Consider the following 21,383-nt stretch of genomic DNA (forward strand, 5'->3'; position numbering starts at 1 on the left):
AAAGCGCGCTCCCGTTTTGAACGCCGAGTCTGCCGGGGAAGGTCCAGCTTTGCAAGAAAGAGTCACAAACCGTGAGGTTCACCCTAGCGGGGCAAGGACCTGGCGGTTGTCCGAGCGCGCGTGAAATCTATGATCGCCGCCAGCCAGGCTTGGCGAACAGCGTCCGATTCCATGTGCAGGTCGTGTCCCGACTTCGGGTAGCGGGTCTCCTGACAAGTGACCATGGCCGCGCAAAGCCTATCCTGGGGCGTGGCTGAAACGGCCTTGTCCTGGTCGGCGGTCAGCATCAGCGTCGGGACGTTGAACTTGCGAACATCCCGCGCGGCGGCCTCCGACGCGTCGAAGAAGGCCGCGAACCAGCCCAGGCTCCGTCCGCCCATGCGCAGGTCCGGATTGGCCAGCATCCAGGCCGCCTGAACCTTGCCGCGGACCGGGTCGTGGGTCAGCCCGTCGCCGGGTGCGTCGCGCCGCCAGCCGAGCTGGTCCGGCGTCTTGATCCAGCCCAGGCGCAGGAACCGCATCGTCGGCGTGAACTTGGCGAAGTCGGCGCGCGGGCGGGGCAGGGCGGTCAGGCCGAAGGCGGGCGAGGACAGGACCAGACCGTCCATCGCCACGCCTTGCTGGGCGGCGCGCAGAGCCACGAGGCCGCCCTCGGAATGACCCAAGACGACCAGCGGCGTGTCAGGCCTGGGCCGTATCACCCCCCGGACAAGGGCGCGGACGGCCGCGACGTCCGGATCGAAGCTGTCGATGTGGCCAAGGTCCCGCCAGGGCGTCTCGCGCTCGGAGCCGCCCTGGCCCTGGCGCTCGAGCACCCAGACCGAGAAGCCCTGGCCTGTCAGGTCCGTGACGGTCTCGAACCACTTCTCCGCGCTTTCGCCATAGCCGGTCAGAATCAGGATCGTCGCCTTGGGCGCGACGGGCGGCGCGGTGACGCCGTAGCGCTGCACCAGATCCTCGCCGCTCCGGATGTAACCCCAGGCCCAGCCCGGAGGTGGGTAGAACCGCGCGCTCAGTGACGGCGGCGTACGGCTTTCGGCGAAAGGCGCGCGCGAGCCCCCGTCGCCACAGGCGGAAACGGTCAGGGCTAGGGCGATAGCTGGGAGGCGGAGACGCATACCAGCACAGTCATTTCGCGCGTTGCTGACTTAAGCAAGATCGAGCGCTTGATCCGCGAGCCAAGAAGACCGATTTAGGCGCCATGGCCACGGTGATCGACACCCTCAAGGCTCGCGGCCCGGATGACCGGGCGGTGCGCCATCCCGAAAAGCAGAACCGCCCGGACACGCCGGTTCTCCGCAAGCCCGAGTGGCTGCGAGTCCGCGCCCCCGGCTCGGGTCAATACAACGAGACCAAGGGCATCGTGCGCGAGCACAAGCTGACCACGGTCTGCGAGGAGGCGGCCTGTCCGAACATCGGGGAGTGCTGGAGCCAGAAACACGCGACCATGATGATCATGGGCGAAATCTGCACCCGCGCCTGCGCCTTCTGCAATGTCACCACCGGCCTGCCGACCCAGCTGGATCCCGACGAGCCGCGCCGCGTGGCCGAGGCTGTCGCCAAGATGGGCCTCAAGCACGTGGTCATCACCTCGGTGGACCGCGATGACCTTCTGGACGGCGGCGCCCGCCACTTCGCCGAGGTGGTCACGGCCATCCGCGCTGCCGCCCCGGGCACCACCATCGAGATCCTGACACCGGACTTCCTGCGCAAGGATAGCGCCGAGAACGCGGTGATCGACTCCAAGCCGGACGTCTTCAACCACAACCTCGAGACCGTGCCGCGGCTGTATCTGAAGATCCGTCCGGGGGCCCGCTACTACAACTCCCTGCGCCTGCTGGACCGCGTGAAGCAGCGCGACCCCTCCCAGTTCACCAAGTCCGGCCTGATGGTCGGCCTGGGCGAAACAAAGGAGGAGGTCATGCAGGTCATGGACGACATGCGCTCGGCCGGCGTCGACTTCATCACCATCGGCCAATACCTGCAGCCGACCCGCAAGCACGCCGCCATCGACCGCTTCGTGACGCCGGAAGAGTTCAAGGCCTATGAGGCGATTGCCCGGGCCAAGGGCTTCCTCATGGTGTCGTCCAGCCCGCTGACCCGCTCGTCGCACCATGCGGGCGAGGACTTCGCCAAGCTGCAGGCGGCCCGCCGGGCCCTCGACGCCCGCACGGCGTAAAGCCTTGCATCGGCATACCGTAACGCGCGTGCTGCCGTACGCGCCTGAGCAGCTGTTCGAGCTCGTCGGCGACGTCGAGGCCTATCCGAAGTTCGTGCCGTGGATCACCGCCATGCGCACCTGGAATGACCGCCTCGACGGCGCGGTCAGCACGGTCGACGCCGAGGCGCAGGTCGGCTTCTCGTTCCTGCGCGAGAAGTTCGCCACGCGTGTTCGCCGCGATCGCGAAGCACTGAGTATCGATGTCAGCCTGCTCTATGGACCGTTCAAACGCCTGGCCAATGGCTGGCGCTTTGTGCCGGAAGGCGATGTGACCCGCGTCGAGTTCGTGATCGATTTCGCCTTCAAGTCGGCGCTGCTCGACGCCATGCTGGCCGCCAATATCGACAAGGCCGCCAACAAGCTGATCGCCTGCTTCGAGGATCGCGCGAAACAGGTCTACGGCGCGAAGGCCTAATCCTTCTTCGCGACAGCCTCCTCGATCCGCTCCTCGAAGTCGCCGAGATTGCCGAACAGGTTCTCGATCGCGAAGACCAAGCCGAACACCCGCGCGGCGTCGTCGAACTCCAGTTCCCGGGTTAGGCCCTTCTCGCGCAAACCCTCGACGCAGGCCTGGAAGGTCTGATGGACTTCGGCGAAGGCTAGGCGGTCCGGGCGTGCGCCGCCGGCAAGAAGATCGGCCGTGCCGCGCAGGAACTTGGCGCTGGCTTCCAGCATGTCGGCGGCGGCCGGAGCTAGGCCTTCGGCCGGAAGGGGCTCGCGAAGGGTCCGGCCGACCATCACCGTGTCGTTACGCAGCCGCCACAGCGTGCGGGGCAGGGCGTCGGACACCGATCGCTCGCTGAGCTTGGTGGCGTTCTCGCGATCGGCCTCGGTCATGGCCGTCTGCAGCTTGGCCAGAGCCGCGCGCAACTCGTCCTGCGCCTTGAGGTAGTCGGTCGGCCCCGGCGTGCCGCGCAGCATGAGGATATAGCTGTCGAGAATGTGGGCCTGAAGGCCGGCGATCTTCTGGACGCTTGTGACCACCGAGGCATGGGCGCGAGCCGGGAAGATCAGCAGGGTGGCGGCGACGCCGACGAGGCTGCCGACGGTGATCTCGGCGACCCGCAGGCTGGCGGCGACCAGCGGATCCATATGCGTCGCCTGGCCGATCAGCATGATCACGGCGGTGACCGGCGCCACCTTCAGCGCCGGCCGCACCGAGACCACGAACGCCAGCAGCGCGACCGTCACGCACAGGATCAGCCCGCCGAACTCTGGCCACTTTGTGTGGAAATAGGCCGCTACGGCGCCGGCCAGCGCCCCGACGACCGTGCCCATGAAGCGCTCGATGGAAGCGGTGATGGTCGCGCCCAGGCTGGACTGCACGACGATCACGGCGGTGAACACCGCCCAATAGCCTTGCGGCAGGCGCAGCAGCGTCGCCAGGGCGAATGCCGCGCCGACAGCGGCCGAAACGCGAATGGCGTGGCGGATCTCGGTCTTGCGGGCCGCCGCGGCCTTCAGCGCCTTCTGCGAAAAGCCGACACCCGCGAAGCGCCGCCAGTCGCTGGGCGCGGTCTCGGGCACTAGGCCACCGCCTCTCGCAGCATTTCGAGGGCTGTCCGCACCGCGGCCAATTGCACGGCCCCACGCGTCTCGCCGGCGAAGTGCTCGTGCCGATGGACGACCGAGCGGTTGGCGCGGGCGACGGCGAAGTGGACGGTGCCGACCGGCTTCATCGGCGTGCCGCCGCCCGGGCCGGCGATGCCGGTGATGGCCACGGCGACATGGCCGTTGCTTTCGCGGAGCGCGCCTTCGGCCATCATCCGCGCTACGGGTTCGGAGACGGCGCCGTGGTCGGCGATCAGGTCGCCTGGCACGCCCAGCATCTCGGACTTGGCGCGGTTGGTGTAGGTGACGAAGCCGCGCTCGAAGACGTCGGACGCACCGGAGATCGCGCAGATCGCGCCAGCCACCAAGCCGCCGGTGCAGCTCTCGGCCGCGACCAGGCGCAGCGACTTGCCGCGCGCCTCGTCGATGAGCAGTCGGGCCAGGGTCTCGATTTCCAGCGGGAACATCGGCGTCTCCGGTTTCGTCTTCAGCTTAGCCCGTTTCAGGCCGGCGTCTCGACCGCCACGACGGCGGAGGCCGCGAGACCTTCGCCGCGGCCGGTGAAGCCCATCTTCTCGGTCGTGGTCGCCTTGACGCTGACTCGGTCCAGCGGGAGAGCCAGGATCTGCGCCAGCTTCTCGCGCATGGCCAGCCTATGCGGTTTGATCTTGGGTCGCTCGCAGATCAGGGTCACGTCGACATTGATGATGGCGCCGCCCTTGGCGGTGACCAGTTCGGCGGCGTGCTTCAGGAACTGATCCGAGGCCGCGCCCTTCCACTTCGGGTCGGTCGGCGGGAAGTGGTCGCCGATGTCGCCTTCGCCGATCGCGCCCAAGATGGCGTCGGTCAGGGCGTGCAGTCCGGCGTCGGCGTCCGAATGGCCGACCAGGGTCTCGTCGTGCTTGATGGCCACGCCGCACAGCCAGACCTCTTCGCCGGGACCCCAGCGGTGAGCGTCGAAGCCCTGGCCGACTCGGGTGATGCGCGCGGCGCCGGCGAGCCGTTCGGCCATGGTGAAATCCTCGGGATAGGTGAGTTTCAGCAGGAGCGGGTCGCCCGGCGCGATGGCCACGCGGCCGCCGGCGGCTTCCACCACCTGGGCGTCGTCGGTCGGTTCGTGACCGGTCCAGACGGCATAGGCGGCAAGCAGGACGTTACGACGGACGGCCTGAGGAGTCTGGGCGCGCCACAGATGTTCCCGCGACGTCGTGATCGGGTTTTGCCCAGGTTCGGCGCGCTTAAGCGTATCGGCGACGGGCAGGGCGGGGAGAGCGGCGTCGGCGGCGTCTAGCGCCCGCAGCACGCCGTCGATGGTTGCGCGACTCACGAACGGACGCGCGGCGTCGTGGATCAGGACCGGCTCGTCCTCTGGACGATCGGCCAGGGCGGCCAAGCCGGACCGCACCGACAGGGCCCGAGTCGCGCCGCCAGGCGCCGCGCGCCAGCCCGAAAGGCCGGCCAGCACATCGATCAGCGCCTTTTCCCCATCTTGCGTTGTCACGATGACGATGTCAGACGCACCGGCCGCCATGAAGGCTTCGACCGACCAGCGCAGGACCGGCTTTCCGGCGACAAGCCGCCACTGCTTGGCCTGGCCCGGACCGGCTCGGCTTCCCGAACCGGCGGCGACGATCACGACGGAAAAGGTCATGGCGGCTGTTTAGTCCGGTAGCCGCTCTTGTCCATAGCTCGTCCCGAATGGGATCAGCGGTCTCTTTGAGTCAGCGAGCTTCCCATCCAGTCGAAACGATCGGGGAAAGCCTCTGGCGATTGGGCTTTACTGCGCTGCACAATGTGCCTAAAAAGAATGCTGTGGGGATGATCATAAAATGAGCAACACGCTCGATATCGGCGGGGTCGAAGTTCCCGGTCGGGTGTGGATCGCGCCCATGACCGGGGTCTCGGACCTGCCCTTCAGAGAAACGGCCACGGCGCTCGGCGCGCCTTATGTGGCGACGGAAATGGTGGCCTGCGCCGAGTTCGCGCGTGGGCGGCCCGATGTCGTGCGCCGCGCCGCGGTGGGTGAGGGCCTGCCGCTGATGGTGGTCCAGCTGGTCGGACGCGATCCGGGCTTCATGGCCAAGGGCGCGCGCATGGCCGCCGACGCCGGCGCCCAGATCGTCGATCTGAACTTCGGCTGTCCCGCCAAGGAAGTGTCAGCCGGCCAGCAATCGGGCTCGGCCATCATGCGCGAGCCTGACCTGGCCGAAGCCTTGGTCAGCGCGGCTGTCGAGGCTGTCGACATTCCCGTCACCGTAAAGATGCGGCTGGGCTGGGACGACAATCTGCGCAACGCCCCCGACATCGCGCGTCGAGCCGAGGCGGCTGGCGCCAAGGCGATCACGGTTCATGGCCGCACGCGCAGTCAGTTCTACAAGGGCGTCGCCGACTGGAGCGCCGTCGCGGCGGTCAAGAAGGCCGTCTCGATCCCCGTCCTGGTCAACGGCGACATCGTTGATGGCGACACCGCTCGCATGGCCTTGGAGCAGTCTGGCGCGGACGGCGTGATGATCGGCCGGGGCGTCTATGGTCGCCCTTGGATCGCCGGCGCCATCCAGGCCGCGCTCGAAGGTCGCGACTTCGTCGAGCCCCAGGCCGAGGAACGCCTGGCGATCGCGCTCACCCACTTCCGCCGCAGCCTAGCCTTCTATGGGGAGCCGCTGGGCCTGAAGATGTTCCGCAAGCACCTGGCCTCGTACATCGAGGCCGCGCCCTGGCCGGAGACGGCCGAGGCTCGCCGGACCGCTCGCGCTACGCTGTGCCGCCTTGAAGATCCCGCCGCCGTTGAGGCCGCCCTGCGCGACCTTTGGCTGGCGGGCGGGAGACTAGCCGCATGACCGACCGCGCCCGCGTCCTGGGTGGTGTCACCCCCGAGGCCCTGAAGGCGGCCGCCTTCGACCTCAGTCCCGAACCCGCCCTGGTGGTCGATCGCGACGGCGGGCTGGTGGCGGTCAACGAGGCCGCCGAGGCGCTGTTCGGCCACGGCCTGTCGCTGCTGGCGCGCGGGCGTTTTCGCGCCGCCTTGCCGCCGGGCTCGGTTCTGGTTTCGCTTCTGGATCGCGCGATCTTCGAAGGCGCTCTGGTTCGCGAGCACGGGGTCGAGGTCAACCTGTTCGGCCAGCCGCCGTTCGAGGCCGACGGCGCCGCGGCGCCCTTGGGCGACGGTTCGGTGCTGCTGACCCTGCACGTCAAGGGCGTCCTGGGCGTGGACAAGGCCGCCGACGCGGCCGGTCTGCGTTCGGTCGTTGGTCTGGGCAAGATGCTGGCCCACGAGATCAAGAACCCATTAGCCGGCATTCGCGGCGCGGCCCAGTTGCTCAAGACCGGCGCTAGCGCCGTCGATCAGCCGCTGGCCCAGCTGATCGTCGACGAGACCGACCGCATCCGCCGCCTGGTCGACCGCATGGAGGCCTTCTCCGAAGAGGCGCCGACCCCGCGCGAGCCGGTCAACATCCATCAGGTGCTGGACCGCGTCCGGGCCCTGGTCGCCAACGGCGTCGCCGACGGCCTGACGCTGAAGGAAAGCTACGATCCGTCCCTGCCGCCGGTGTGGGGCGACGAGGACCACCTGATCCAGGTCTTCCTCAACCTGACCAAGAACGCCGCCGAGGCCGCCCATATGCGGGGCGATGATCGCGGCCAGATCTCCATTCACACCGCCTGGCGCCCGGGCGTCCGGGTGCGCGGCGCGGACGGCAAGACCGCCAGCGGCGCGCCGATCGAGGTAAAGGTGATCGACAACGGTCCCGGCGTGCCGGCCAGCCTGCGCGACCATCTGTTCCAGCCCTTCGTGACCACCAAGGCCAATGGCACGGGTCTCGGCCTGGCGTTGGTCACCAAGCTCGTCACCGCCCATGGCGGTCTGATCGATTTCGAATCCGAGCCCGGCCGCACCGTCTTCCGCGTGCTGCTGCCCGTCGCGCCCGCCCTTGATATCGCCCCCGGAGACGCCCGAGCATGAATGCCGCGAGCAAGAAGATCCTGATCGCCGACGACGACAGCTCTGTCCGGCTCGTCCTGAGCCAGGCCTTCACCCGTCTTGGCTACCAGGTCCGCGCCACCGGCAACGCCACCACCTTGCTGAAGTGGGTCACGGACGGCGAGGGCGATCTGGTCGTCACCGATGTGATGATGCCGGACGAGAATGTGTTCGACGTGCTGCCGCGCATCCGCAAGGAGCGGCCCAAGCTGCCGATCATCGTGATGAGCGCCCAGAACACCCTGCTGACAGCGGTCAATGCCGCTGACGCGGGCGCTTTCGAATATATCTCCAAGCCCTTCGATCTCGACGACGTAACGGCCGCCGCGCGCCGGGCCCTGTCGCGCCCGGCCGACGCCGAGGCTTCAAAGGCCCAGGCTCGCGCCATGCGTGACGAGCGCCTGCCGCTGATCGGCCGCTCGGCGCCGATGCAGGAGGTCTATCGCACCATCGCCCGCCTGGTCGGAGCCGACCTGACGGTCCTGATCCTTGGCGAAAGCGGCACCGGCAAGGAGCTGGTCGCCCGCGCCCTGCATGAGTTGGGGCGCCGTCGCGACGGCAAGTTCGTGGTCATCAACCTGGCCGCCGTGCCGCGCGAGCGGGTCGAAGCCGAGCTGTTCGGACGTGGCGAGGGCGACAACGGCCGCCTGGTGGAAGCCGACGGCGGCACGCTGTTCCTGGACGAGATCGGCGATATGCCGCTGGACGCCCAGACCCGCCTGCTGCGCGTCATCGACGGCACCGAGCCGGTGATCAATCCCAAGACCGGCCGCCGGCCGAACGTGCGGATCATCGCCGCCACCAATCGCGACCTGCGCGGCCTGATCCAGCAGGGCCTCTTCCGCGAGGACCTGTTCTTCCGCCTGAACGTCGCGCCGGTGCGCCTGCCGCCGCTGCGCGATCGCGTGGAAGACATCCCGGACCTGGCTCGCACATTCCTGCTGCGCGCCGCCCGGGAAGGCCTGCCGTCCAAGACCATCGACCAGAGCGCGTTGGATCGCCTGAAGACCCATCCGTGGCCGGGCAATGTCCGTGAGCTCGAGAACCTGATGCGCCGGATGTGCGCCCTCTATGCCGAGGAGCTGATCACCGCCCGCATCGTCGACCGCGAGTTGCAGGATCACACGCCGGCCGTCCGGTCGGAGGAGGGGCCACTCACTCTGTCGATGCTGGTCGAACGCCATCTGGCCTCGCACTTCGCTGACCAACCCGACGGCGTGCCGCCGCCCGGCCTGTACGACCGGATCCTGGAAGAGGTGGAGCGTCCGCTGATCCAGCTGACCCTGTCGGCGACGCGTGGCAACCAGGTGCGCGCGGCCGAGATCCTCGGCCTGAACCGCAACACCCTGCGCAAGAAGATCCAGGATCTGGGCGTGGAGATGACGAGAGGTCGCCGATAGCTTTGAGCGCTGCCGCGCTCGCGGTCGCCGCCAGCAAGCGCGCTGAAGCTTTCTCGGCACATAGCTGTTGAATTTAGGACACACGCTCCTAAACTCGTCGGCGATGTCTTCAGTGGCTTACGCGACAGGATCGGAAGACCCGCCGACCCGGTTCAGCCGGGCCTGGTGGCGGGAACTCCTGCGGTCGCGCTACCTGACGGGCGGCGCCTACGCCCTGGCGGTGATCCTGACCGTCGCTAGCGTCGCCCTGGCCTCGTCGCCGCCCAAGACCGATTCGATCAGCACGGCCTCGACGGTCATCCTGGTGGTGCTGGGCTTCAACCTGGTGTTGATCCTGGGCGTGGCCACCGTGGTGGGCTTGCGCCTCTATGACCTGATCGACGCCCGGGCCAGCGACGCCGGCGCCCGTCTGCACCTGCGCTTCGTCGGTCTGTTCTCGCTGGCGGCGGTGGCCCCGGCGGTGATCGTCGCGCTGTTCTTCGGCGTGCTGGTCAACAGGGGTGTGGACGGTTGGTTCAGCCAACGCGTCCAGACCGTCGTCGGCAACTCGGCCAAGGTCGCCATCTCCTACGTCGAACAGCAGAAGAACTACATCTCTGAACACATCGGCCCGATGGCCGCCAACCTGAATGAGGCCGCTCCGGCCCTGGCCCATTCGCCGGTGGCGTTCGGACACTTCCTGGCCGACGAAACCAAGAACAACGGCTTCGCCGCCGCCTACATTCTCGACCGTGACGGCCGCGTCCTGGCGCGTGCCGAGTTGCGGGACGCTCCGCCTTTCCTGGCGCCGCCGCCGTCCAGCTACCAAGCCACCGACAGTGGCGAAGTCACCGCCCAGCGCTTCGTCTCGACCGATCTATTCCGGGCTCTGTACAAGCTGAACGGCTTTCAGGATGCCTATCTTTATGTCGTCCGGCCGATCGAGAAGGGCATTCTCACCCACCTGATCGAGACCCAGGACGCCCTGGTCTCGTATCGCGACGCCGAGCGCAGCCGCGGACGAATCCAGGCGATCTTCGGCCTCAGCTACCTGGAGACCGCGCTGCTGGTTCTGGTGGCCGCCATCTGGGTCGGCATAGCCGCCGCCAACTCGATCGCCGGTCCGGTGGCCGGCCTGGTCGAGGCGGCCGGTCGCGTCTCCGGCGGAGACCTCGACGCCCGGGTGGAGGCCGACACTGGCCCCGAGGAAATCCGGGCGCTGTCCAACGCCTTCAACATGATGACCAGCGAACTGCAACTGCAGCAGGCCGCGCTGAAAGCCGCCAGCCTCGACGCCGAGAGCCGACGCCTGTTCATCGAGACGGTGCTGTCCGGGGTCAGCGCCGGCGTCGTCAGTCTGGACGAGCACGGCAAGGTGTCGGCGGTGAACCGCCGCGCCGTGACCCTGCTCGGCTTGCCCGACGGCGCCCTTGGGACCGACCTCATTGAGCTGGCGCCCGAGTTCGAGACGGTGATGGAGGCGCTGCAGGAAAGCCGCCCCGACACCGACGTCGAGGTCGACATCCAGCGCGAGGGCGAGACCCGCCGCCTGCGGGTCCGCGCCGCCGGCCACGTGGCCGAGGGCCTCGTCCTGACCTTCGACGACATCACCCGCCTGATGGCCGCCCAGCGCAACGCCGCCTGGAAGGACGTGGCGCGTCGCATCGCCCACGAGATCAAGAACCCCCTGACCCCGATCCAGCTTTCGGCCGAGCGCCTGCGCCGCAAATACCGCAAGGAAATCGCCAGCGACCTGGAGACCTTCGACCGTTGCACCGAGACGATCATCCGCCAGGTCGGCGACATTGGCCGGATGGTCGACGAGTTCTCCGCCTTCGCCCGCATGCCGGCGCCGCGCTTCGAGCCGGCCAACCTGACCGAAATGCTACGCCAGGCGGTCTTCGCCCAGCGGTTCCAGGACGCCGAGATCGAGGTCAAGCTGCAGGAGCCGGGCGGCGAGGACGTCTGGATCACGTGCGACGAGCGAATGATCGGTCAGGTTCTGACCAACATCCTGAAGAACGCCGGCGAGGCCGTGGGCGCGCGCCGCCTCGCCGATCCCGACCTGAAGGGCCGCATCACGGCGATCCTCGGCGCGGACGCCGACGAGCTGTGCGTGACGATCGAGGACAACGGTGTCGGTCTGCCCGCCAAGGACCGAGATCGCTTGACCGAACCCTATGTGACCACCCGCGAGAAGGGGACAGGCCTGGGCCTGGCCATCGTCAAGCGGATCATGGAGGACCATGGCGGCGGCCTGGCCCTGATCGACGCACGCGAGCTCCCCGGAGCCCGCGTGATCCTGAAATTCCCGACGACCGTACGACTGCACGCCGCTATCCGTAGCGGCGCTGAGGAGATGATATGAGCGCCGACGTTCTTGTGGTCGATGACGAAGCCGACATCCGCGAGCTGGTGGCCGGCATTTTGGAGGATGAGGGCTATGCGGTGCGCACGGCCGCCGACTCCGACCAGGCCCTGGCCGCGATCCGGGCCCGCAAGCCGGCGCTGCTGGTGCTGGATATCTGGATGCAGGGCGGCGGCATGGACGGCCTGGAGCTGCTGGACATGGTCAAGGGGTTGGACGCCGACCTGCCGGTGATCATGATCTCGGGCCACGGCAATATCGAGACCGCGGTCAGCGCCATCAAGCGCGGCGCCTACGAGTTCCTGGAAAAGCCGTTCAAGTCCGACCGCCTGCTGATGATCGTCGAGCGGGCGCTGGAGGCGGCCGGGCTGCGCCGCGAGAACCGTCGCCTGCGAACCCAGACTCTGACGCCGGACGGCCTGATCGGCAAGTCGGCGCCGGCCCAGGCTCTACGGCAGTTGATCCTCAAGGTGGCGCCGGCCAATAGCCGCATCCTGGTCTCGGGCCCGCCGGGTTCGGGCAAGGAACTGGTGGCGCGCCTGATCCACGGGGCAAGCACCCGGGCCAAACAGGAATTCGTGGCGGTCAGCGCCGCCGGCATGGCCCCAGAGCGCCTCGACGTCGAACTGTTCGGCGAGGAAGGCGAGGGCGGTCGTCCGCGCAAGATCGGCGTGTTCGAACGCGCCCATAACGGCACCCTCTATCTCGACGAAGTGGCCGACATGCCGCGCGAGACGCAGGGCCGTATCCTGCGGGTTCTGGTCGAGCAGCGCTTCCGCCGGGTTGGCGGCGACAATGACGTCCAGGTCGACGTGCGGGTGATTTCGTCCAGCTCTCGGGACTTGCGTGACGAGATCACCAGCGGTCGCTTCCGTGAAGACCTGTTCCACCGGCTGAACGTGGTGCCGGTCCGCGTGCCTGGCTTGGCCGAACGTCGCGAAGACATTCCCGAGCTGATCGCCTACTTCGTCGACAAGATCAGCGAGGCCACCGGCCTGGCGCGCCGCAAGCTGGGCGAGGATGCGCTCGCCACGCTGCAGGTGCAGACCTGGCCGGGCAATGTCCGCCAGTTGCGCAACAACGTCGAGCGCATGCTGATCCTGGCCTCGGGCGAGCCGGGCGAGGTGATCACCGCCGATATGCTGGCCGGCGCCGACCAGCCAAGCGCCGGCCATGCTGGGGCGATCGGAGCCGAACGGATCATCGCCCTGCCGCTGCGCGAGGCCCGCGAGCTGTTCGAGCGTGAATATCTGAACGCCCAGATCCTGCGGTTCGGCGGCAATATCTCGCGCACCGCCAATTTCATTGGCATGGAGCGCTCGGCGCTGCACCGGAAGCTGAAGTCCCTGGGCGTGGCCGGCGCCCGGGCGGAGGAGGAAGAGTAGATGTCGCGTTTCGCCTATGTGAACGGCCGCTTCGTGCGTCATGGCGAGGCCGCCGTGCATATCGAGGATCGCGGCTATCAACTGGCTGACGGCGTCTACGAGGTCTGGGCGGTGTTTGACGGCAAGCTGGCCGACGCCGAAGGACACTTCGCCCGCCTGTGGCGCAGCCTCGACGAACTGCGCATCGCCCATCCGATGAGTGAGGCGTCATTGACCCTGGTGCTGCGGGAAGCCGCGCGTCGCAACAAGGTCAAGGAAGGGCTCTGCTACATCCAGATCACCCGCGGCGTCGCCAAGCGCGACCACGCCTTCCCGAACCCGGCCGTCCCGCCCTCGATCGTGATCACCGCCAAGTCGCTGGACCGCGCCGCCACCGAGGCCAAGGCCGCCAAGGGCGCGTCGGTGATCTCGGTTCCCGAGAACCGCTGGGGCCGTTGCGACATCAAGTCGATCGGCCTGCTGCCCAACGCCCTGGCCAAGCAGGCGGCCCGCGAGCGCGGCGCGATCGAGGCCTGGTTCGTCGACGACATGGGTCTCGTCACCGAAGGCGCCTCGTCCAACGCCTGGATCATCGACGCCGAGGGCATGCTGCGCACACGCGACACCAACGCCAACATCCTGCGCGGCATCACCCGCTCGACCCTTCTGGAGGTGATCCGCGAGACCGGCCTGCCGTTCAGCGAAAAGCCCTTCACGATCGCCGAGGCCCAGGCGGCCAGGGAGGCGTTCATCACCGGGGCCGGTTCGCTGGTCACGCCGATCACCCAGGTCGACGGCGTCAAGCTGGGCGACGGAGCGCCGGGGCCGGTGGCGATCGGCCTGCGGCGTTCCTATATCGAGCTGGCGCGCCAAAAAGCCGTCTGAGATCGGAGCGATATTCGATCGACGCGCCTTTGGGCCGCGCGGTCTTGCGGAAATTTTCCCTGCGCGCTTGTCGCTTTCGGCGAAAAATCCTCTAGCATGGCCTTGTTTGTGTGGGGGGCGTGTTGCCCCCTGATAACAATGAGAGGGGAACCCCCGATGTCCGCCGAAAAGAAGCAAAACCTTCAGGACACCTTCCTGAACAGCGTGCGCAAGTCGAAGACGCCGCTCACCATCTTCCTGGTCAACGGCGTGAAGCTGCAGGGCGTGGTCAGCTGGTTCGACAATTTCTGCGTTCTCCTGCGTCGCGACGGCCAGTCGCAACTGGTCTACAAGCACGCCATTTCCACCATCATGCCGGCTCAGCCTGTTCAGCTCTATGAGCCCAGCGCCGACTCCGACGACTGAATTTAGAGACGCTTGTCCAAATCCACATCCAGGTCGATTGACCACGCCGCGCCGATCCTGAAGGCGCTCGTCATCCATCCGGCGCGGCAGCTGCGCGGCCAGGCGGCCCTCGAGGCCCGGGATCCCAAGGCCCGGCTCGAGGAAGCCGTCGGCCTCGCGATCGCACTCGATCTCGACGTCGTCGAGACCGTGATCGCGCCTTTGCGCGCCGTCACGCCGGCGACCCTGTTCGGCAAGGGCAAGATCGAGGAGTTCGCGGTGATCTGCGAGGTCGAGCACATCGACGTCGCCGTCTTCGACGATCAGCTCACGCCGATCCAACAGCGCAACCTCGAGAAGGCGCTGGAGGTGAAGGTCGTGGACCGCACCGGGCTGATCCTGGAGATCTTCGCCCGCCGGGCCCGAACCCGTGAAGGCCGTCTGCAGGTCGAGCTGGCCAGGCTCGAATACGAACGCTCACGCCTCGTCCGCACCTGGACCCACCTTGAGCGCCAGCGCGGCGGCACGGGCAACACCGGCGGCCCTGGCGAAACCCAGATCGAACTGGACCGCCGGCTGATCCGCGACAACATTCTCAAGCTCAAGAAGGAGCTGGAGGAGGTGCGCCGCACGCGGACCCTGCACCGCAGCGCCCGCAAGAAGGTTCCGTATCCGACCGTCGCCCTGGTCGGCTACACCAACGCCGGCAAGTCCACGCTGTTCAACCGCCTGACCGAGGCGGAGGTCCTGGCCAAGGACATGCTGTTCGCGACGCTGGACCCGACCTTGCGCACCGTGAAGCTGCCCGACGGGCGGCCGGCGATCATGTCCGACACCGTCGGCTTCATCTCCGACCTGCCGCACGAACTGGTCGAGGCCTTCCGCGCCACCCTCGAGGAGGTGCAGGAGGCCGACGTGGTCTTGCACGTCCGCGACGTGGCCAACCCTGACAGCGAGGCCCAGGCCCGCGACGTCCAGACCGTGCTGGCCGAACTGGGCGTGACGTTCGACGAGGGCAAGACCGTCGTCGAGGTCTGGAACAAGGTCGACCTGCTCTCCGAAGACGACCGCGAGGTCGTCGAGGGTCATGCCCGCCGCAAGGAAGCTTCGGCCGTCTCGGCCGTCACGGGCGAGGGTTGCGAAGCCCTTCTGCGGCGGATCAGCGGCCTGATCGACGACTCGCCGCCCGTCGAGATCCAGCTGAAGGCCCAGGATGGCCAGGCCATCGCCTGGATCTATCGCAACGGCCGGGTGCTGAACCGCTACGACGGTCCGGACGGCGACGTCATGATCGTCACCCGGCTCGACAGTCAGGCGCTGGGCCGGTTCGAGCGCCAATATCCTGGCGCCCTCGTCGGGACTGTTGACTAAAATGGGCGACTAGAAGGTCGACTAGCCCTTCTTCTCGGCCGCCTTGGCGTCGTTCCACAGGGCGTCCATTTCCGCCAGATCGGACTGGTCGGGCGTCTTGCCGCGCTCGGCCAGGCCCGCCTCGACGAAGGCGAAGCGGCGAGCGAACTTGGCGTTGGTGGCGCGCAGGGCGTCCTCGGGGTCGACGTCCAGTTTGCGAGCCAGGTTGGCGCAGACGAACAGGATGTCGCCCAGCTCCTCGCGGGCCTTGGCCATGTCGCCGGCCTCTATCTCGACCTCGATCTCGGCGGTTTCCTCGCGCAGCTTGTCCAGCACCTCGCGGGCCGAGGGCCAGTCGAAGCCGACGCGGGCCGCGCGCTTGGTCAGCTTCACGGCGCGGGTGAGGGCAGGCAGCCCCGCCGGCACGTCGTCCAGCACCCCGGTCTTGGCCTTGGCCTTACGCTCCTGGGCCTTCAGTTCCTCCCAGCCGGCGACCTGGGCCGAGAGGTCCTCATAGGCGTGGTCGCCGAACACGTGCGGATGCCGGCGGATCATCTTGTCGGAGATGGCCGCGGCCACGTCCTTCAGGTCGAAAGCGCCCTGTTCCTCGGCCATCCGCGAATGGAACACCACCTGCAGCAGCAGGTCGCCCAGCTCGTCGCGCAGCTCCGGCAGGTCGTTGCGTTCGATGGCGTCGGCGACCTCGTACGCCTCCTCGACCGTGTAGGGCGCGATCGTCGCGAAGGTCTGCTCCAGGTCCCATGGGCAGCCGCCATCCGGATCGCGCAGCTTGGCCATGATCTCGACCAGGCGGAAGATCGGGTGGCCATCCTCGCCTTCATTCGGCGGGGCCAGGGGCGGGGACTTGCTGGGGGAGGACATGGGCTTCCGGCTCCGCTGCGGGGGCGTCCCCCTCGGCCGCATCCCGCGCCGTGAGCTGGCGCTGAATCTCGGCGACGCGGGTCGCATCCAGCGGATAGCGCAACATGACGGCGGCGACCACCAGTCCCATCGTGGCCGGGACGACCGCGTACATGGCGATCAACGCGTTGTCGCCGGCGACGGTCGGAACCTTGGGGTCGAAACCCATCCATTGCAGGACGGGGAAGGCCCCGATCGCCAGGGCGTAGCCCAGCTTCACCGTGCCGGTCAGGATGGCGTAAAGCAGGCCGGTCCGGTCAACGCCGCTGGTCAGCCTCTCCTCGTCGCCGATGTCGGCCATCATGGCGCGCACCAGCACCGGCGCGGCCGTGTAGGGGATGCCGGCCAGGATCAGGACGAGCGTGCCGATTCCGGAATTGCCGACCGGCGTGAACACGGTGGCGACCTGGACGATGGCGTAGATCACGGCCGCGACGGACAGGGCTCTGTGCTTGCCGATGCGCTTGGCCAGCAAGGGCCAAAGCGGCGCGCTGAGCAGGCCGGCCAGGAAATAGATCAACAGCAGCACGCCCGACTGCGTCTTGTCGAAGTGCTTCACCCGCTCGAAGAAGAACAGGAACAGCGCCCCGGCGATGCCCGGCGCCAGGCCCATCAGCAAGTCGGCCAGCAGCAGCATGCGCACCGACGGACGGCGCAGCAGCGCAAGATACTGCTTGATGCCGGCCGCGTGCCGCACGACCGGCGCGGCGGGCTCGCCGACGACGCGAACGGCCATCAGGATGGTGATCGGCAGCAGGGCGACGATGAACCAGCCCATGGCGCGTACGCCCTCGGCCTGGTCGGTCTTGAAGACGCCCACCAGCAGCGGCGGCAAGCACAAGACCAGAATCATGCCGACCATGTTGCCGGCCTGCCACCATCCATAGATCCGAGAGCGCTGCTGATAGTCGCTGGACAACACGCCGCCCCAGGCGGTGTGCGACAGCACCACCATCGAATAGCCGGCATAGGTGAGCAGAAGCCAGCCCCACAGATAAAAGGCGCTGGCGCCAGGCTGGCCCATGAACAGGGCCAAGGCTCCGATTCCCACCACCGGCATGCCGCCCAGCAGCCAGGGCCTGAAGCGTCCGAGCTTGGTGCGTGTGCGGTCCATGATCCCGCCCAGGAACGGATCCAGGGAGATGTCGATCAGGCGCACGAAGAGGAAAGCCGCGCCGACCGCCGCCAGCGAGAGCCCGATGGTGCTGACATAGAATTCGGGCAAGTACACGACCAGCGGCAGGCCGAGCGCCGCGATCGGGATATTGGGCGAGGCGAAGGCCGCCAGGGCCCACGAAGACCGTCGTTGAGTTGATGGGCTCTCGGACATCTCTTTACTCCTCCCCGCGCTGTTGGCCGCGCTCGGACACCAAGGCCGCTGAACGACCGTTTGAATGAGTGTGCGAGCATTGTCCGCCGAGCGCCAGCCTCTTCCTTTTACGACGCACGGCGCCGCCGCTTCACGCGGCTGCCCGCTGAAGGTGTGGAAAGGGACGCGGAGCGCCGGACAGCGTCCGGAGTTGGAAAATAGAAATACCGTTTCGACGAAGCCCGACGCTCCGCGCGGTCGTTATCCGGAAGCGTGACGCCGCGATGCTGTTCGCACCTCGACGCCCTTGAAGCCTCCGACGGGCGGGCCAGGCCGCGAAGCCTGGTCCCGGTCAGGAGCCTTTCGACTCCCCTGTCGCTCTCCTCGGCCCGCATCCACCGTCGTTTCTGTGTTCCAGGGTCGACTACCTCGGGGATGGTGCAGTTGCGGACCCAAGTCGCCTTGAGCCCGCGCCGACGAGCGCGCCCGCTCGATCGCCCCACGTCGCCGCAACGGTCGCTGGCCATGCGCCCTTTCCTCGCGACGAGGTGGGAAGACTGTACGACAGGTTTTGGGACGGGGGACGCAGCGCGGCGAATGCTCGTGCGCCACCCAAACCCTCTCTCTTAGAGAGAGGGAGGGGCCCATGCGAAGCATGGGAGGGTGAGTGGTTACACCGCCTGCCGATAAATCCAGAAAATTCAGCAACATGTGCGAACCTTCAACCGGCTTCGCCTAACCACTCACCCTCCCACGCCTGCGGCGCGGGCCCCTCCCTCTCTCAAAGAGAGAGGGATTCAGATCTCGCACATCGACGGGAATTCACCCCTGCGGCTTCAGCTTCAGCGGCAGACCGGCGGCGATGAAATAGACCTCGTCCACGGCCTGGGCCAGCCGCTGGTGCAGCCGTCCCGCCTCGTCGCGGAAGCGGCGCCCCAGCGGCGTCTCCGGCACGATCCCCAACCCCACCTCGTTGCTGACCAGCCAGAGGCGGGCAGGGCAGGCGACGATGGCTTCAGCCAGGGCGGTCGCCGCCGCCTCGACGTCCCGCTCGTCCAGCATCAGGTTCGACAGCCACAGCGTCAGGCAGTCGACGACCGCCACCGCTTCGGCGGGGAGGGCGGCGATCGCCTCGGCCAGGGCCAGGGGCGCCTCCACCGTCCTCCATGATTCGCCGCGGTCGGCCTGGTGGCGGGCGATGCGCTCGGCCATCTCGTCGTCGAAGGCCTGGCCGGTGGCGATCAGCACCGGCGAACCCGACAAGACGGCGTTTTCCGCCGCTTTCTGGGCGAAGGCGCTCTTGCCGGAACGGGCCCCGCCCAGCACCAGGATCGACGTCATGGAAGCTCCACATTGACCGTAAGCGGCGCAGTCTATAGGGCTGCCCCCGCACCAGGCTCCTCGAAAGAGGATTAAAAGGGAACGAGGTTCAAGACCTCGGCTGCCCCCGCAACTGTAAGCGGCGAGTTCTAGCGTCACATGCCACTGGGGTCTTTTCGACCCTGGGAAGGCGACGCCAAGAGCGATGACCCGTGAGCCAGGAGACCTGCCCGGCGCAGTCGTTCATCGCTCGGCCGGGGTGCGCCGAACGAACGGGATCTCCCGCGAAACGACAGTCAAAGGGCCGCGCGACGGTCCGGGGCGTACGCGTGGCTTTCCAGCTGGCGGGTGCGCCGCGGTCAGCCGCGCGGGTCGTTCAACTGGGAAGATTGAAACATGATCCGAACGTTCCTGAGCTCCACCGCGCTCGCAACCCTCCTTGTGTCTGGTTCCGCTCTTGCCGACGAGCAGAAGGCCCCCGAGGCCGATGTCGCCGGCGCTGTCGGCGCCAATGGCGTCGCCGAACTGATCGTCACCGCCACCCGCACCGCCCAGCCGATCGAGAAGGTCGGCGCGTCGGTCACCGTGCTGACCCAGGCCGCCATCGAGGCCAGCCAGGCCATCTCGGTCACGGAGCTGCTGGCCCAAACGCCGGGCGTCAGCTTCACCCGCAACGGCGGGCCGGGCACGGCCACCAGCCTCAACATCCGCGGCGCCGAGACCCAGCACACCGTGGTGCTGATCGACGGCGTCAAGCTGAATGACCCGTCCTCGACCCAAGGCGGCTTCAACAGCGGCAACCTGCTGATCGGCGACATCGCGCGCATTGAGGTGCTGCGCGGCGCCCAGTCGACCCTGTGGGGCAGCCAGGCCGTCGGCGGCGTGGTCAACATCGTCACCGCCGATCCCACCGTCCCGTTCACCAGCTCGATCGAGGCCGAAGGCGGCGCGCGCAAGACCGGCTACCTGCGGGCCGGCGTGGGCGGCGCTTCGGAAAAGATCACCTGGCGCCTGGCCGGCGGCTACTACACCACCGACGGCTTCTCGGCCTACAAGCTCGGCCAGGAGAAGGACGGCTACCAGAACACCGGTCTGTCGGGCCGCGTGCGCGTGGCGTTGGCCGAGAACGTCTCGGCCGAAGTCCGGTCGGTCTATTCGAAGGGCAAGAACGACTTCGACGGCTTCAACGTCGACAGCGCCGAGTTCGGCCGCACCGAGGAACTGGTCGTCTATACGGGCCTGAACTTCGCCCTGCTGGACGGCCGCTGGAACAACCGCCTCGGCTACGCCTATACCGACACCGACCGCGAGAACATCAATCCGGCCCGTCCGGCCGCGCCGCTGACCTTCGACGCCGCCGGCAAGAACAAGCGCTTCGAATACCAGGGCGTGTTCGCGATCTCGGACATCTGGACCGCCACCTTCGGCGCCGAGACCGAGAAGGCCCGCATGCGCACGCGCTCGCCGACAGTCGCCAAGCCGAACCCCGCGTTCAGCACCGGCCGCGTCGGCGTCGACAGCCTCTACGGCCAGTTGCAGGTCGAGCCGGTCAAGGGCCTGACCCTGACGGGCGGCCTGCGCCACGAGGATCACGACACCTATGGCTCGCACACCCTGGGGCAGGTCGCCGCCGCCTGGGCGCTGAACGAGGGCGACACCGTCCTTCGCGCCAGCTTCGGCCAGGGCTTCCGCGCCCCGGGCCTCTACGAGCTCTACAGCGAGTACGGCAACCTCACCCTGTCGCCGGAAAAGTTCGACAGCTGGGACGCCGGCGTCGAGCAGCGCTTCTTCGGCGGCAAGGCCCGCGCCTCGGCCACCTGGTTCCACCGCGAGGCCGACAACGAGATCCGCTTCTTCTCGTGCGCCTCGGGCTCGACGACTGTCCTGTGCAATCCGAACGGCGCGTTCCGGTTCGGCTATTACGACAATGTCCAGAAGACCAAGGCGCAAGGGGTGGAGCTGATCGGCGAGGTCAAGCCGGTCTCGGCCCTGACCATCACCGGCAACTACACCTACACCGACGCCGAGTCCGACTCGGGCGCCAGCAAGGGCAAGCAGCTGACCCGCCGTCCGAAGAACATGGGCAACCTGTCGGCCGCCTATCGCTGGCCGGTGGGCCTGACCACGACGGTGGCGGTGCGTTATGTGGGCAAGACCTACAACAACGACGCCAACACCCAGGTGGTGAAGGACTACACCCTGGTCGACCTGCGCGCGGCCTATCCGATCAACGAGACCCTCGAGATCTTCGGTCGGGTCGAGAACGCCTTCGACAAGGACTACCAGACCATCCTGAACTACGGGACGCCGGGACGCGGGGCCTTCGTGGGCCTGCGGGCGCGGTTCTAGGCT

General features: G+C 67.7%; 18 protein-coding genes and 1 riboswitch. Of the genes, 11 read left to right on the forward strand and 7 right to left on the reverse strand.

Translation table 11 applies throughout. The features are described from left to right. Positions 1 to 83 precede the first annotated feature (83 nt). Positions 84 to 1,118, reverse strand: coding sequence for an alpha/beta fold hydrolase (locus ACW175_RS11600; RefSeq protein ID WP_492104609.1), 1,035 nt, complete (start codon positions 1,116 to 1,118; stop codon positions 84 to 86). A gap of 83 nt (positions 1,119 to 1,201) precedes the next feature. Here ACW175_RS11600 and lipA point away from each other — a divergent pair, with 83 nt between their 5' ends. Together lipA and ACW175_RS11610 are read left to right on the forward strand one after the other, a co-directional pair. Further along, positions 1,202 to 2,179: a lipoyl synthase gene (gene lipA / locus ACW175_RS11605; RefSeq protein ID WP_492104610.1), complete on the forward strand. Its 978-nt coding sequence runs from the start codon at positions 1,202 to 1,204 to the stop codon at positions 2,177 to 2,179. 4 nt (positions 2,180 to 2,183) lie between these two features. After that, complete coding sequence (locus ACW175_RS11610) at positions 2,184 to 2,636, forward strand: type II toxin-antitoxin system RatA family toxin (RefSeq protein WP_492104611.1); 453 nt, start codon at positions 2,184 to 2,186, stop codon at positions 2,634 to 2,636. On the opposite strand, the gene ACW175_RS11615 is transcribed toward ACW175_RS11610, so the two are convergent. The 3 genes from ACW175_RS11615 to ACW175_RS11625 are packed head-to-tail and all read right to left on the reverse strand — an operon-like array spanning position 2,633 to position 5,423. Then, a complete protein-coding gene (locus tag ACW175_RS11615) occupies positions 2,633 to 3,748 on the reverse strand; it encodes an FUSC family protein (protein ID WP_492104612.1) in 1,116 nt (371 codons plus the stop codon). The genes ACW175_RS11610 and ACW175_RS11615 overlap by 4 nt on opposite strands. Then, positions 3,748 to 4,239, reverse strand: coding sequence for a CinA family protein (locus ACW175_RS11620; RefSeq protein ID WP_492104613.1), 492 nt, complete (start codon positions 4,237 to 4,239; stop codon positions 3,748 to 3,750). Before ACW175_RS11620 ends, ACW175_RS11615 begins: the two co-directional genes overlap by 1 nt. A gap of 35 nt (positions 4,240 to 4,274) precedes the next feature. Further along, the gene (locus ACW175_RS11625; RefSeq protein ID WP_492104614.1) at positions 4,275 to 5,423 is read right to left on the reverse strand and encodes a bifunctional 2-C-methyl-D-erythritol 4-phosphate cytidylyltransferase/2-C-methyl-D-erythritol 2,4-cyclodiphosphate synthase; all 1,149 of its coding nucleotides are present in this window, start codon (positions 5,421 to 5,423) and stop codon (positions 4,275 to 4,277) included. Between the two features lie 178 nt (positions 5,424 to 5,601). Between ACW175_RS11625 and dusB the strand changes: the two genes are divergently transcribed. The 8 genes from dusB (at position 5,602) to hflX (ending at position 15,502) form a co-directional block, all read left to right on the forward strand. Next, positions 5,602 to 6,609: a tRNA dihydrouridine synthase DusB gene (gene dusB, locus ACW175_RS11630; RefSeq protein ID WP_492104615.1), complete on the forward strand. Its 1,008-nt coding sequence runs from the start codon at positions 5,602 to 5,604 to the stop codon at positions 6,607 to 6,609. Next, the gene (locus tag ACW175_RS11635; RefSeq protein WP_492104616.1) at positions 6,606 to 7,733 is read left to right on the forward strand and encodes a two-component system sensor histidine kinase NtrB; all 1,128 of its coding nucleotides are present in this window, start codon (positions 6,606 to 6,608) and stop codon (positions 7,731 to 7,733) included. Before dusB ends, ACW175_RS11635 begins: the two co-directional genes overlap by 4 nt. Next, on the forward strand, positions 7,730 to 9,151 hold the full coding sequence (locus ACW175_RS11640) for a sigma 54-interacting transcriptional regulator (protein ID WP_099577817.1): 1,422 nt from the start codon (positions 7,730 to 7,732) through the stop codon (positions 9,149 to 9,151). Before ACW175_RS11635 ends, ACW175_RS11640 begins: the two co-directional genes overlap by 4 nt. Positions 9,152 to 9,254: 103 nt before the next feature. Beyond that, a complete protein-coding gene (locus ACW175_RS11645; RefSeq protein ID WP_492104617.1) occupies positions 9,255 to 11,498 on the forward strand; it encodes a sensor histidine kinase NtrY-like in 2,244 nt (747 codons plus the stop codon). Next, the gene (ntrX, locus tag ACW175_RS11650; protein ID WP_099577821.1) at positions 11,495 to 12,883 is read left to right on the forward strand and encodes a nitrogen assimilation response regulator NtrX; all 1,389 of its coding nucleotides are present in this window, start codon (positions 11,495 to 11,497) and stop codon (positions 12,881 to 12,883) included. The genes ACW175_RS11645 and ntrX overlap by 4 nt, the downstream gene beginning before the upstream one ends. Further along, on the forward strand, positions 12,884 to 13,747 hold the full coding sequence (locus ACW175_RS11655) for a D-amino-acid transaminase (RefSeq protein WP_492104618.1): 864 nt from the start codon (positions 12,884 to 12,886) through the stop codon (positions 13,745 to 13,747). A gap of 156 nt (positions 13,748 to 13,903) precedes the next feature. Beyond that, positions 13,904 to 14,152, forward strand: coding sequence for an RNA chaperone Hfq (gene hfq / locus ACW175_RS11660; protein ID WP_013079113.1), 249 nt, complete (start codon positions 13,904 to 13,906; stop codon positions 14,150 to 14,152). 12 nt (positions 14,153 to 14,164) lie between these two features. Beyond that, positions 14,165 to 15,502 (forward strand): GTPase HflX, encoded by a 1,338-nt coding sequence (gene hflX / locus ACW175_RS11665; protein WP_492104619.1) that lies wholly within the window; start codon positions 14,165 to 14,167, stop codon positions 15,500 to 15,502. Between the two features lie 21 nt (positions 15,503 to 15,523). Here the strand turns inward: hflX and mazG are convergent, their stop codons facing one another. The 3 genes from mazG to cobU all read right to left on the reverse strand — a co-directional run bounded on the left by mazG (position 15,524) and on the right by cobU (position 19,052). Then, positions 15,524 to 16,363 carry a nucleoside triphosphate pyrophosphohydrolase gene (gene mazG, locus ACW175_RS11670; RefSeq protein ID WP_492104620.1) on the reverse strand — a complete coding sequence of 280 codons (840 nt, stop codon included), beginning with the start codon at positions 16,361 to 16,363 and terminating at the stop codon, positions 15,524 to 15,526. After that, positions 16,320 to 17,732, reverse strand: coding sequence for an MFS transporter (locus ACW175_RS11675; protein WP_492104621.1), 1,413 nt, complete (start codon positions 17,730 to 17,732; stop codon positions 16,320 to 16,322). Before ACW175_RS11675 ends, mazG begins: the two co-directional genes overlap by 44 nt. A gap of 801 nt (positions 17,733 to 18,533) precedes the next feature. Next, positions 18,534 to 19,052 carry a bifunctional adenosylcobinamide kinase/adenosylcobinamide-phosphate guanylyltransferase gene (gene cobU, locus ACW175_RS11680; RefSeq protein WP_492104622.1) on the reverse strand — a complete coding sequence of 173 codons (519 nt, stop codon included), beginning with the start codon at positions 19,050 to 19,052 and terminating at the stop codon, positions 18,534 to 18,536. A gap of 36 nt (positions 19,053 to 19,088) precedes the next feature. After that, positions 19,089 to 19,279: riboswitch (cobalamin riboswitch) on the forward strand. Positions 19,280 to 19,427: 148 nt separating this feature from the next. On the opposite strand from cobU, the gene ACW175_RS11685 reads away from it, so the two are divergent. Then, positions 19,428 to 21,380, forward strand: a complete 1,953-nt coding sequence (locus ACW175_RS11685) for a TonB-dependent receptor plug domain-containing protein (protein ID WP_492104623.1) — start codon at positions 19,428 to 19,430, stop codon at positions 21,378 to 21,380. Positions 21,381 to 21,383 lie beyond the last annotated feature (3 nt).

It is taken from the genome of Caulobacter sp. FV1ye6ST (assembly GCF_058681225.1).

Bases quoted from the DNA above. Each gene is read 5' to 3' on its own strand.
- ACW175_RS11600 (WP_492104609.1), bottom strand. From the start codon at position 1,118: ATGCGTCTCCGCCTCCCAGCTATCGCCCTAGCCCTGACCGTTTCCGCC.
- lipA (WP_492104610.1), top strand. From the start codon at position 1,202: ATGGCCACGGTGATCGACACCCTCAAGGCTCGCGGCCCGGATGACCGG.
- ACW175_RS11620 (WP_492104613.1), bottom strand. From the start codon at position 4,239: ATGTTCCCGCTGGAAATCGAGACCCTGGCCCGACTGCTCATCGACGAG.
- ACW175_RS11625 (WP_492104614.1), bottom strand. From the start codon at position 5,423: ATGACCTTTTCCGTCGTGATCGTCGCCGCCGGTTCGGGAAGCCGAGCC.
- dusB (WP_492104615.1), top strand. From the start codon at position 5,602: ATGAGCAACACGCTCGATATCGGCGGGGTCGAAGTTCCCGGTCGGGTG.
- ACW175_RS11635 (WP_492104616.1), top strand. From the start codon at position 6,606: ATGACCGACCGCGCCCGCGTCCTGGGTGGTGTCACCCCCGAGGCCCTG.
- ACW175_RS11640 (WP_099577817.1), top strand. From the start codon at position 7,730: ATGAATGCCGCGAGCAAGAAGATCCTGATCGCCGACGACGACAGCTCT.
- ACW175_RS11645 (WP_492104617.1), top strand. From the start codon at position 9,255: ATGTCTTCAGTGGCTTACGCGACAGGATCGGAAGACCCGCCGACCCGG.
- ntrX (WP_099577821.1), top strand. From the start codon at position 11,495: ATGAGCGCCGACGTTCTTGTGGTCGATGACGAAGCCGACATCCGCGAG.
- ACW175_RS11655 (WP_492104618.1), top strand. From the start codon at position 12,884: ATGTCGCGTTTCGCCTATGTGAACGGCCGCTTCGTGCGTCATGGCGAG.
- hfq (WP_013079113.1), top strand. From the start codon at position 13,904: ATGTCCGCCGAAAAGAAGCAAAACCTTCAGGACACCTTCCTGAACAGC.
- mazG (WP_492104620.1), bottom strand. From the start codon at position 16,363: ATGTCCTCCCCCAGCAAGTCCCCGCCCCTGGCCCCGCCGAATGAAGGC.
- ACW175_RS11675 (WP_492104621.1), bottom strand. From the start codon at position 17,732: ATGTCCGAGAGCCCATCAACTCAACGACGGTCTTCGTGGGCCCTGGCG.
- cobU (WP_492104622.1), bottom strand. From the start codon at position 19,052: ATGACGTCGATCCTGGTGCTGGGCGGGGCCCGTTCCGGCAAGAGCGCC.
- ACW175_RS11685 (WP_492104623.1), top strand. From the start codon at position 19,428: ATGATCCGAACGTTCCTGAGCTCCACCGCGCTCGCAACCCTCCTTGTG.